The 11,975-nt window shown below is 45.6% G+C and carries 10 protein-coding genes and 1 riboswitch; of the genes, 7 read left to right on the top strand and 3 right to left on the bottom strand.

Annotated elements, in window-relative coordinates; genetic code table 11:
- Nucleotides 1–3 precede the first annotated feature (3 nt).
- From A8708_RS15935 to A8708_RS15925, 5 genes are all read left to right on the top strand, one after another.
- The gene (locus tag A8708_RS15935; RefSeq protein WP_068665076.1) at nucleotides 4–1,452 is read left to right on the top strand and encodes a four-carbon acid sugar kinase family protein; all 1,449 of its coding nucleotides are present in this window, start codon (nucleotides 4–6) and stop codon (nucleotides 1,450–1,452) included.
- A 387-nt stretch (nucleotides 1,453–1,839) separates the two neighbouring features.
- Entirely contained in the window at nucleotides 1,840–1,995 is a 156-nt protein-coding gene (locus A8708_RS35480) for a hypothetical protein (RefSeq protein ID WP_157264810.1), read from the top strand.
- Nucleotides 1,992–2,237, top strand: a complete 246-nt coding sequence (locus tag A8708_RS37090) for a hypothetical protein (RefSeq protein WP_157264808.1) — start codon at nucleotides 1,992–1,994, stop codon at nucleotides 2,235–2,237. The genes A8708_RS35480 and A8708_RS37090 overlap by 4 nt, the downstream gene beginning before the upstream one ends.
- On the top strand, nucleotides 2,150–2,482 hold the full coding sequence (locus A8708_RS15930; RefSeq protein ID WP_068665074.1) for a hypothetical protein: 333 nt from the start codon (nucleotides 2,150–2,152) through the stop codon (nucleotides 2,480–2,482). Before A8708_RS37090 ends, A8708_RS15930 begins: the two co-directional genes overlap by 88 nt.
- 35 nt (nucleotides 2,483–2,517) lie before the next feature.
- Nucleotides 2,518–3,138 (top strand): discoidin/SUN/FTP domain-containing protein, encoded by a 621-nt coding sequence (locus A8708_RS15925; protein WP_068665072.1) that lies wholly within the window; start codon nucleotides 2,518–2,520, stop codon nucleotides 3,136–3,138.
- A gap of 63 nt (nucleotides 3,139–3,201) precedes the next feature.
- Here the strand turns inward: A8708_RS15925 and A8708_RS15920 are convergent, their stop codons facing one another.
- The 3 genes from A8708_RS15920 to A8708_RS15910 all read right to left on the bottom strand — a co-directional run bounded on the left by A8708_RS15920 (nucleotide 3,202) and on the right by A8708_RS15910 (nucleotide 10,015).
- Complete coding sequence (locus A8708_RS15920; RefSeq protein ID WP_068665069.1) at nucleotides 3,202–6,264, bottom strand: amino acid adenylation domain-containing protein; 3,063 nt, start codon at nucleotides 6,262–6,264, stop codon at nucleotides 3,202–3,204.
- A gap of 88 nt (nucleotides 6,265–6,352) precedes the next feature.
- Nucleotides 6,353–8,095, bottom strand: coding sequence for a methyl-accepting chemotaxis protein (locus tag A8708_RS15915; RefSeq protein WP_082927541.1), 1,743 nt, complete (start codon nucleotides 8,093–8,095; stop codon nucleotides 6,353–6,355).
- Between the two features lie 153 nt (nucleotides 8,096–8,248).
- A riboswitch (cyclic di-GMP riboswitch) is annotated at nucleotides 8,249–8,333 on the bottom strand.
- Between the two features lie 170 nt (nucleotides 8,334–8,503).
- Nucleotides 8,504–10,015 (bottom strand): alpha/beta hydrolase family protein, encoded by a 1,512-nt coding sequence (locus A8708_RS15910; protein WP_068665068.1) that lies wholly within the window; start codon nucleotides 10,013–10,015, stop codon nucleotides 8,504–8,506.
- A gap of 236 nt (nucleotides 10,016–10,251) precedes the next feature.
- Between A8708_RS15910 and A8708_RS15905 the strand changes: the two genes are divergently transcribed.
- Nucleotides 10,252–10,953 (top strand): response regulator transcription factor, encoded by a 702-nt coding sequence (locus A8708_RS15905; RefSeq protein WP_068665065.1) that lies wholly within the window; start codon nucleotides 10,252–10,254, stop codon nucleotides 10,951–10,953.
- Nucleotides 10,950–11,945: a sensor histidine kinase gene (locus A8708_RS15900; protein WP_068665063.1), complete on the top strand. Its 996-nt coding sequence runs from the start codon at nucleotides 10,950–10,952 to the stop codon at nucleotides 11,943–11,945. Before A8708_RS15905 ends, A8708_RS15900 begins: the two co-directional genes overlap by 4 nt.
- The last annotated feature ends 30 nt before the right edge of the window (nucleotides 11,946–11,975 follow it).

The following is an 11,975-nucleotide window of genomic DNA, read 5'->3' as shown; positions in this document are numbered from 1 at the left end:
TCGATGAATACGCAGGGAGATGACCAAGGTCAAGATCAGGTAGGGCGGCTGTTATGCTATTATGGCGATGATTTCACGGGTTCAACGGACGTGTTGGAAGCTTTATTTGCGGCGGGACTGTCCACGGTTCTGTTCCTTGAACCGCCCTCACCGGAGAGGCTGAATACACAGTTTCGTGATGTCGCTTGCTTTGGTGTCGCGGGTGTTGGAAGATCCTTGTCTCCCGAGGAGATGGAGCGGGAACTACGGCCGATTTTTGCCACTTTACAAACAGCGGGAGCCGCTGTCATCCATTACAAAATTTGCTCGACCTTTGATTCATCACCTGGTATTGGCAGCATTGGGAAAGCGATGGAGATCGGTCGGGAAGTATTCGGCGGACGGTATATACCGCTAGTAGTCGGTGTTCCCTATCTGCGGAGGTACACCGTCTTTGGTCAACATTTTGCCGGAACTGGGGTAGGAACGGGAGCAGAGATTCATCGGTTGGACCGCCATCCGACGATGGCTAGACATCCGGTGACGCCGATGGCAGAGGCAGACTTGCGGAAGCATTTGCACGAGCAGACGCTGCTGCGTTCGACTTCTTTTGATCTCCTTGCGCTCGAAGGCGCTTATGAGGAGGTAAAGGGAAGACTTGCCCATCAGATCCAAGCGGAGCAGCCGGACATCGTGGTGTTCGACGTGCTCGATGAGCAGAGGCTCCAAACGACAGGCAGGCTGATCTGGGAGGAAGCCGAGTCTGGTGAAGGACTATTCGTGGTCGGCTCATCCGGAATTGAATATGCGCTTACCGCTGCCTGGAGGGCGGATGAATTGCTGGCTTCCGCCTTCCAAGGGAAGGCGCAGGAAGACGTCAAGGCAGTAGACCGCCTGTTTGTTGTTTCAGGCAGCTGCTCGCCAATCACAGAAAAACAAATCCAGCGTGCTATTGAAGCTGGCTTCATGGGGATTCGCGTCCCTGTTGATGCTCTGCTGCGGCCTGCATTAGCTGCAGAGGCATACGCAAGCTTGCTGGTTGACGTGCAGGCTGCGCTGGAGAGTGGACGGAGTGTTGTGGTGTACTCCGCATCGGGCCCGCAGGATGGGACGATCGCTCTGATCCGTGAGACGTTGGCCGAGCAAGGACTGCGAGCGGAGGATAGCGGTCCTCTCCTCGGCAAAGTGCTTGGCACGTTGACTCGCCAAATCGTGGCGGACATGGGTTTGTCCCGGATACTGATTGCTGGCGGCGATACGTCGGGCTACATTACGCGCGAGCTGGGCATATATGCCCTCTCCTGCAAGGCTGCTCTGGAGCCGGGCGGTCCGCTATGCCGCGCGTATTCTTCGGACTCGCAGTTTGATGGACTTGAGGTTGTACTCAAGGGAGGTCAAGTGGGCGGGGAGCACTTCTTCGAAAGAGTAAAGCTTGCTGACTCGTGCAGCGAACGTAGTTCGTTCAGGAAATGAACGCAGGGCAGCTTGTTTGAGTCATTCTCGTAAAAAAATGTGAAATGTAAGAACAATAAAAAGATGCCAGACACAGGAGTACCTGTGTACTGGCATTTTTTATTCAGAGATGGGTTATAGACCCAAACCAGAAAATCGTAAAATACGGGTATACCGGAATGTGGATTCGCGGTTTCTATTAGAGGACTTCTATGCAAAATTAGAATTATTCGCACATTGGAGCAATTAATATAAGATCGCCCTGTCCGAAAAGTTCATGCCTATGTATGTTATTCTTTCGTTAAGCAGAAACACAAATCATCGCAATGTTAGAAAGGAACGAAAATTAGGAAGAACTGCAACCGCTTACATCATGCATTCGAATAGAGTAATTTGGAGGTACTCCTAATGTTAGTGAAATTTTGGAAAAAAAGAGTTTCAGGTATTTTGGCATTTTGTATGTTTTTCAGTTTGTTTCTTGGAACGGTAGCACCTGCACTGGCTGCAGATGATTCTGGAATGAGTGTTGTGCTGCCTCATCCTCCAGTTTCTACGATCATATGACGATCAATGGTAGCCCCCATGTAACGGGTACGACCTATATGGCTTCCTTGGTGGTGGGGGACAATCCGGTTACCATTGCCGTGATTTCCAAGGAGCAACGGGTGATGGTGTACACCGTCCATATTACACGTCTTGATAGTAAAGCGAATGCGCATTGGTTAACGGTGTTACTACACTTGCAGAGGATAAACTGGCTGAGGCACTCGGGGTACATGTGCTTCGGGACTCGTCAGGACTGCTAGTTTATAGTGATTTCCCTTTTCATTTCTCAGGCAATGATGATGCAGCACTAAAGGAAGAGCTGTTCAATCTGCTGAACCTCCGTTTGAAGGTGGACGGAGAATATGCCGCATTTTTCAATCCGAAGCAGAAGGACTACCGACTTTTACTGCCAGAGGACGGGCATATTCCGGTTATTGATCTCGAGCTTGGGGACGGAACAAGCTTTACGGTTACACAGGCTCGAGAACAGAAGCGACTGTTCTGAACATTGATGGAGTTGGTATTTACACGTTTACGTTTGTGGAAGACCAGAACTCGGACAACGCCTTACAGCAGCTGGCTGGACTCAAAGTATCCATTGAAGGCGAGGCGGAAGTGGAATTCGTGCCTACATGGATTCCTGTAACTTATGTGGATGCTAATGATGGTTATGCTAACGTGAACACGCCAGATCGGACAATTGATAATGATCTGAACACTAGATGGTCGGCGACAAGTCAAGGTGAGGTGAAATGGATCCGCTACGATCTAGGGAATAAAGTAAATGTGCATTCGATGTCCGTGTCAGGTTATCTAGGAAATGTTCAAACCCGCTATATCAGGCTTCAGTCGTATGGTTATGGTCCAACGAAGGATGGCTGGAATGGGTTCTCGGAGGTTCGCTTCTATACCAACCAGGAGCAGGCCAATTTGGATGCTTCCAAATGGGATGAATATTTCGCCCCTTCCTCCAACAAGGTAGGAGACCAGCTTCAGCTCTCTGTTAAGGGAGTATTGTCAGACGGAACAGATTATAATTTCAATCCGGAGACGACCTCCATAGCGTTCTTTACAGATAATGCCGCCATCGCACAGGTAAAATTGTGGCGCCGGGGTTTTAATTGTAGAGAGTGTTTAGTTAAAAGGGGCAGGTCAAATTAAAAATTTGTCTGCCCCTTTTAACGTTCACTTTTTCGATTAGTTATTCGGTATGATGACTTGCTACTACGGTTTGGGGAAATATCCGCGATCGACTGCATGTTCGACCATTGCCGTTACCAACGCTCTCAAGCTTGGCAATTGGGTTAAAAGACTAGCCTTCTGAATGGTGCTCTCGCAGCTATAAAGGTACGGTGAGGTGCGAACCCCGTCGCCTTCCAATAATGGAATTGCTAATTGAACGGCTTCCTTACTGATGTTGTTGCCTTCGGTGATGACCCATCTTTCAAACTCTTTTTGCGGTAAGAGGTCAATCGCATAGCCTAGTTCTCTCAGCGATCCAATCAAAGCATCATAATGTTCTTGAATCGGATTGCAAATGTGGTAGATTTCACCGAAAGTTCGCTGCTTCATTAAGGAAGCCATAAAGTTGCTTGCAAAGTCTATGGGGGAGATATCCAAATAGGCGTCTACGATAGGCGCTTTACCTAGAAGCAGGAATGCCTTGATCATACGGTAGAAATAGTTTTCATGCATATTTTGTTGGAAGCGACCAGATACACTGTGGCAGGACAAATTGCCTGCTCGATATATCGAACATGGTAACCCAGCCATAATGGCATTCATAACGCTTTTTTCTGCTAGAAGCTTACTGTTTGTATATACATTTTCCAGTTGAAAGCTATAAAAGTCCTGAGAACTTTGCGAAACGGTTTCCCAATGCCCGGATGAGGCCATATCTTCGGGTATGCCTAATGTGGAAATGAAGTGGAAGGAAACAGTCGGCCTATCGTGTACCAATCGCAATAGGTTTTGAGTGCCAATCACATTGGTTGCATGAAAATCATCCATATTGCCAAAATGTCTTACATCCGCACCAGCATGGATAATTGAAGTGATTTTAGTAGAAACAAACTTACGGTCTTCGGCCGCCAAGCCTAAGTCAGCATTAGCCAAATCACCCTCGAGTACGAAAATCCTATTCGTATACTTGGCAAAAAACGTTTGCCCCCAATAGGCGTCTAAAATTTCCCAAACCCGAGCTATCCCGTTATGACCCAATTTGGGGCGAACAAGCAAGTGGAGATTAGCATCAGTGGTTGTCAACAGCTCATATATCAAATGTGATCCCAAATATCCGGTTGCGCCAGTTAGCAAAATGTTTGAACCTAAACCGTCTTGACCATGAAACTGCACCTTCGGAAGTATGGGCAGCTCCCTAAGTAGCTTGTACTCGGTGAAAGGCGTTTCTTCAATTTCATCAGCGTCACGGGATAAGATAGATATGTAGGCAGCCAAATCTTTCACGGTTGGATGTTCATACAAATCATTCATTCTCAAGTTGAGGTAATCCTGTTTCAAAGAAGATAGAACAGCCATAACACCTAGAGAGTCTCCGCCAATCTCGAAGAAACTTTCATTGCGGCCAACTCGCGTAAGTCCTAGCGTTTTAGCCCAAACCGATGCAATGTCAAACTCTAATTCGCCAATGGGTTCTTCAAATGGCGTATTCGTCTCTGCGAGATCGATATTATCCATGGCGAGTAGCTTTTTCCTGTCTACTTTGCCAGTTGGTGAGAGCGGTATTTCCTCTAGGCAATAAAAAAAGCTAGGAATCATATAATAGGGGACGTACGATTTTAAATGCGCGCGCAGCTCTGCGCTGGAAACCACGGATTTGATTGAGTAAAAGCAAGAAAGATGCTTCACTGTATTGTTTTCTTGGATAGCGACTACGCTGGCATCGAGAATGGAAGGATGCTTGGACAAAGCGTTCTCAATTTCACCAATTTCAATGCGGAAGCCGCGCAGTTTTAATTGCCCGTCTTTTCGGTATTGAAATTCGAGATTGCCATCGGATAGAACCTTGACGATATCACCCGATTTATAAATTTTGGAATTGGGAGCGCTGCTGAATGGGTTAGTAACGAAAACTTCGTTCGTTTTGTCAGGGAGATTCAAATATCCTTTGGCGAGGGCAAAAGATTCAATGAAAAGCTCTCCTTCTTCCCCGACTTCGGCCAGCGTCCCGTCAGATTTAACTACATAAATTTTGTAATTGCCAATAGGGGAACCGATAGGGACAGTTATGGAATTACTATTCCAATATTCAGTTATTTTAAAGGTCGTTGTAACGACTGTGCACTCTGTTGGTCCATAAGCGTTAAAAATGACGGTATCCATACCAAACTTGTCTTGGAACTTGCGTACATGATCGGTGAGGAGTGCTTCTCCGCCTACGGTAATATTTCTTACCGTTTGCCACATTGATTTTGGATTGGGGATTGTTGTCTCGGTTAGGCGATTAAAAACAGATGTGGGAATACAACCAATGATAGTTATTTTTTTGCTTTCAAGAAGTGACAAAAAAAGGTCAGGAGTTAATTGCTCATCTTTAGTTAAAATAGCAAGCGTTGCACCGTTCAGTAAGCAGTTGAACGTATCTAAAATTGAGGCGTCAAAACTAAAAGTAGAAAATTGAGTAAGCACGTCTACGCTTGAAATCTCCAATTTGTTGGCGAACGTATTTGAAAGATTTACAACGCCTCTGTGAGCGATCAGCGTACCTTTCGGATTGCCTGTGGAGCCGGAGGTGTAAATCACATAAGCCAAATCATCCGGCGTGATGTTCGCATCCTCGAAGCTGGTTTCGCCATTCGCAAAACAGCTTTCTATTGAAATCGGGGTGTCGATACCTAAAGCAAGACATAACTCTGCAGCAGTTTCAATATGGCGCTGCTTGATGATCAATTGTTTGCAACTGGCGTTCTGTACGATGTATCGATTGCGTTCAATCGGATGCTCCGGGTCAATGGGGACATAGACACCGCCCATACGTAATACGCCAAGAATGGAGATAACGGTTTCGGGGCTGCGCTCCATATAAATACCAACAAAATCGCCTTTACGACAGCCGGCATTGGTTAATTCGTTAGCAATCTGCGAGCTTTTTGTGAACAAATCAGCGTAAAGAATGTCAATGTCACCATGGGAGATTGCAACTTTATTTGCGTACCTTGCTGCTACGTGCCGAAAGATGGAGGATATCGTTTCTGTTGCTGGGTAGGCTTCGTCCGTGCGGTTGATTTCACTGTAGATGGATGGTTTTTCTTTGACGAGATTCAGCATGGTCACTCTCCTCAATATGTGAACGATTATATTGGAACGGATTACAGGGCGATAACCGCCATGTAATCCGGAATTCCTATTCGTTTATTCACTTCATCTCGATATCAAATTTGCCTACGATATCACTCAATTCCACTGCAACCGTTGAGAGATTGCTGGCGAAAGTTGAAATGCTTTGTAAAGATGACTCCTGTGTCAGAACCGATTCCATAATTTTGTTAGTACTTTGCGCTGTTTTCCTTGAAATTCCACCCAATTCACCCATCATGGCAGTTACTTGCTCTGTACTTGCAGACATTTCTTGTGTAGCGGATGAAATATCGATAACTTGATTCGACACGACCTGCGATGCATCCAAAATATTAGTAAAGGATTCTCCAGTGCTTTTGGCAATTTCCAATCCTTTTTGGGTCTCATTGGTACCTTGTGCCACGAATGTAGCTGTATTGTGAGTCTCTGATTGAATGTCGGCAACAAGTGTTTCAATCTGACTTGTCGAATTCTTTGATTGATCGGCAAGCTTGCGAACCTCAGCAGCTACAACTGCGAACCCTCTGCCATGTTCGCCTGCCCGAGCAGCTTCAATACTTGCGTTCAATGCAAGTAGATTGGTTTGAGCAGTTAAGTCCTTAATGAGGTTGAGAATGCTACCAATCTCTTCTGATTTCGATTCAAGGAGCTTGATTGTACCTGCGGTAGAAATCGAGTTCGTATTGATTCGACCCATTTGATCCGAGATCGTTTGAGCAGCCATATTGCCTTCTTCGGATAGATTTTTCATAGCATGAGAAGCAGTGGCAACTTCGGTCGCGTTTTGAGCAATGACTTGCAAAGAAGCTGCGATTTCTTCAACGGATCGTCCGCATTCTTCTGTAGAATTTTTTTGCTGGTCGACATGCGTATTCATATCTCTAATTTCTGTTGTGATCAGCTCAATGCTGTGACGATTGTCTTCCGTAATGCTGAACAGTTCGTTGGAAGCGTTGGATACACTTGAAGCTGTTTGTTTAATGCTTGTTAATACTTCGCGAATGTTAGAAAGCATCATATTGAATTTTTGATTTAATTCGCCGAAGCCGCCGTTTTCCTCCAATGTGAAATTGAACTTTCCGTTAGAGGCTTGTTCTATTCCACGCATTAATTGGTTGATCGGCATAAGCGTTCTTCTTGCCACCCAATATTGCGCTCCGCCACAAATCACCAAGGCGATTAAGAGTAAAATGATCGAACTCAGGAGGAACGATTTTTGAGCATCGGGAATCACTTTTGCGTCTACATCTACACCAAAGTAAGCTGTAACATTGCCACTATCGTCAATAATTGGATAAAGAACGCTGACCCATGTACCGTAATCATCTTTATAGTAGGAAGTGAAGGTCTCGGTTTTGGTTTTCAACATGCTTTTTAAACCGTTGGCGATTTCTTTCGGTTGCTCATACATATCTCCGATTTTCAAACCTGCTTCTTTAAAAGCTGTAACAACGTGACTCGGGAACGAGATCAACGACGTTTTATTCCCATCCGCTAGCTCAACCCCAAATATGTAAGCTTGCGCTACATTGGCATTGAAGGCAGTATAACTATCAAATTGCTTGGTTAATCGTTGCTGTTCGTTTGCTTCATAGTTTTTATCGCTTAGTGCTCCCTGGACATCTTTATTAGTTATGCTTTGTGCCCATACGGATGTCATATTATGGGTCTGCGTTCTCAACGTATCTGTTAAAATTTGATTCTGGAAATAAGCGCTGATGGAAATAAGCACTACTCCGATGACTAGCAAATTCAACATCGAGAATAAAAGATTTTTGCCGAAATAGTTCTTGGTCTTCAAATTAATTGCACTCCTTAGATGCTATTTGTTTTGATATAAAACGCTATAATCTGTGAATATCCCCCATTTTTCGACATATTTTTGAAACTCAGTAGGGATAGAGGCATAAAAAAAACCTATCCCAAAGTGTTCGGGATAGGCTTACTATCACAAACTGGCGGTTTGGCAGCCATAGCTTCGAAGCTTTAGGCCCATAACTTTGCGCCCTTACCTTTCGATAAGTTTGCCCTTTACAGTTACTACTTCCTTACAAATTATGACTATTACAAATTATGACTATTATAAGTTAACGATACATTTATGTAAATACTATTTGTTTATATGTATTGTAAACAAGTGTCGAATATGCGACTTTCAGGCCATGCTTAAGTATCGTATTAGGCTTACTGCATAGGTATATTGCATCAGTCACTTCGCATGTAGAGGGGATGTGCCGAACTTCACCTCCGGAAAGCGGCTATCCGGTCCTTTCAATAAGATTCCTCCTTGATTTTTCAGATACATATCGAAGAAATCGAGCATGTAGGCATTGATAATGGCGTTCGCTCTTTGTGGCGCAATCTTACCAGTGATACCTAGCAATTTGAATATCGGAGAAATGAATTGTACGTCGGTAAAGTTCAAATGCTCCGAGTTTTCGAGATAGAGGAATTGCCCTCCTGAAGCGACCGATTCGCGCATGCGTTCAAGTTCTAACTTTTTGTCTTCCGTTACTTGATCCATCCACGCTCTCGTGTTACCCATGCGTTTAAGTTCTTCCTCCGTGTAAACGTGGTGATCCATCACGAGCTTTAAACTTTCGAATTCGCTTTCCGAGTTCATGAACAAAAACGGCTTTCGTAGACTCTCTCGGTCACGCAGTCGATAAAGCGCGCCATCCAAGTCGATGCCAGCCGTGATTCGCCGATCGTAAGAAGCGTCATAAGCCGTTGCTCCGCCGATGGAATGACCGAAAACCCCGACGTGACCTAAATCTATCCTCCCTTTTAGAGGACTTGGCATCTGTCCCGATTGGATGAGTCCGAATTGGTCCAGCACAAACGTTACATCATCGGTTAACATTTTCCCCAACTTGTCGCGATTCCCGCTTTCCGTTCGGTAATCATGGTCGGGGGAGAATAAGTCGTTGGTTGAGCTGGTCGTGATTCGACCGTCAGGAAACTCCGTTGCAAATGTATTGTAGGTGTGGTCGATCACGGCCACGATATATCCATGACTTGCGAGATTTTCGGCTTGCGACGTGTGGAGGAACCTGGAGGAGCCGAAGCCGGGATTCGCAAGGATCAGCGGGTAGGTAGTCTGTGCCGAAGAGACTTCGCCCCCCGAATACGTATGACTGGATACGTACTTCAGGTGCTGCAAAGTAAACCCGGGAAGGCCATAGTTAGCGGCCATATAACGTAATATCCGGGTATCGGGAATTAAAGGAGCATGTTTGTCGGTCCCAGCTTGAGCCGGATACCAGACCTGAACCATCAATTCTCTCTTGCCACCTCCGGCTCCGCCATACATCTCTTCCCTATTGGTGTCCACGAAATGAAACGATTGCACACCTACCTTAAATTCGCCTGTCGGTTCAGATAATTGAAACACAGGAAAAGCATACATAAGACCCGCTGTTGCGACCAGCATGATCGCTACAGCGGCATAAGCAAAACACAATAGGAACCGCGGGATTTGTGTTGGGCTGGATTTTTTCAAATAACGATAGCTTGAAACGGCTAAAAAAATGATCGTTAAGCCATACAAGAAAAATAGCTGAACTCTAAATCCTTCCACCGTCCAATGAATGACCAAAAAAAGTGCGGCGATCCCGCTTGCAACGAAAACTGGCATTCTACGCTGTCCTTTTTTTAATAAGACTGTTAATGCAAACAAGCCGATGTTCGACAACAAAAGCAACAATTCAAACAACCTCATCTTGATTCTCCTTTTATAAAAATCCTATTATTTTGATCCAATCTTATCCTGCCAGAGTGGCCTAAGCTATCGATTTGACTTACATCTACCTTACAATGTTGTAATTCGATCTTACGGGAATAGAAGACTTGTAAAACGGTTTCTTTTCAGCTTGAAAGAGTGCCGCTTAAGGTTATAATAGCTTACAATGGTACTTCATCTAATCTAGTATTTTTAATCGGAAGGGGCCAAGTCTTATGTTTAGTATCTTGATAGTAGAAGATGATCTTAAGCTGGCGCAGCTGCTTCAATCATATATGGAGAAATACGGGTACCGAGCGGAAGCGGTCCATGAGTTCGACCAAGTTCTGGATGTGTTCCGGCGCATTGGTCCGGATCTCGTGCTGCTCGACGTTAATCTGCCCCATTACGACGGCTATTACTGGTGCAGACAAATCCGAACGGTATCCATCTGCCCGATTTTATTTATCTCTGCCCGTGACGGAAAGATGGAGCAGGTTATGGCACTGGAGAATGGGGCGGACGATTATATCGCGAAGCCATTTGATTATGAAGTCGTAATGGCTAAGATTAAGAGCCAGCTTCGTCGCGCTTATGGCTCATATGCTTCTAACAAAAGGGAACGGACTGTGGAATGCACAGGACTCGTTTTGTATCCAGAAAGATTTGAACTAACCTTATCTGGCAAAACCGTAGATCTCAGTCATAAAGAATCTATGCTGATGGAACTACTAATGGAAAGCAGTTCCAAGGTGGTCAGCCGCAATTGGCTTCTGGAGAAGCTGTGGGATGGTCAACAATTCGTTGACGACAACACGCTTAATGTCAATATCACACGCATCCGCAAAAAATTATCCGATCTCGGCATTGAAGAAGCGTTGGAGACCGTGCGGGGAACCGGGTATAAACTGCGGCCTATCTGGAGGGAGGAGCCATGAGGCTGTTTTGGAAAGAGCATGTTCCGTTAGTGTTTATGTATGCCGGACAGCTTCTGCTGACGGTTTATATGTGCCGATTATCCGGTTTCCGAAATACCTTCGATCTTGCGTACATTTGCCTGGTAAATACGGCCTTGTTCGCTTTTTACTTGATATACCGTTATTTCCGTCATTTTAAAATGTATCAGAGGCTGACTCGTCCTCTTTCGTCAATTGACGAATCGACTGGATCTATCGGGAACGCACCGCTCGCGGATGCAGTTGGGCGTCTGCTCCAGGAGAAGTATCGTCTCTATCAGAACGATATAGAAAGGTACCGGAAGAAGCTAACAGACCATATCACCTTTATCAATCAGTGGGTTCACCAGATGAAAACCCCGCTATCCGTTATGCACCTTGCGGTTCAGCAAGAAACCGATCCCTTTTTTGACAGCATGCGAGAGGAAATAGATAAGTTGAAGAAGGGGCTTGACACGGTGCTCTATACATCGCGGTTGGATGCGTTCGAGCAGGATTTCGTGGCGGAGCCGGTGGATCTTCGTCAGTTGGTCGGAAAAGTGGCAGCTGAACACAAAAATGTGTGGGTCCGCAATAAGGTTTTCCCGGAAATCCAAGTGGATGACGGACTGATGGTCATGTCCGATGACAAGTGGCTCGCATTCGCGCTCGGCCAATTAATTACCAATGCCGTACGGTATTCGGCCGGCATAAGCAGTCATATCAGGATTACTTCCGAAGTGCGCGGACAGCAGGCGGTTCTTGAGATTCGGGATCATGGTGTCGGCATCCCGAAACAGGATATCAAGCGGGTGTTTGACGCGTATTTTACAGGGGAAAACGGAAGACGGTTCGGCGAATCTACCGGCATGGGGCTCTATCTGGTTCGGGAGATCGCCTTGCGACTTGATCATCGCGTCGAGCTTGAATCTGAGCAGGGACAAGGAACAGCAGTACGTATATGGATGGGAATCGCGCATGTTCAAACGCTATGAACATGCTTTTTCATTACAATATTGTAAGAT

Source organism: Paenibacillus oryzisoli (assembly GCF_001653565.1).
In the GTDB taxonomy this organism is placed as follows: domain Bacteria; phylum Bacillota; class Bacilli; order Paenibacillales; family NBRC-103111; genus Paenibacillus_E; species Paenibacillus_E oryzisoli.
Note: the sequence above shows the minus strand (reverse complement) of the source record. Positions and strands in the feature narration are given on the sequence as shown.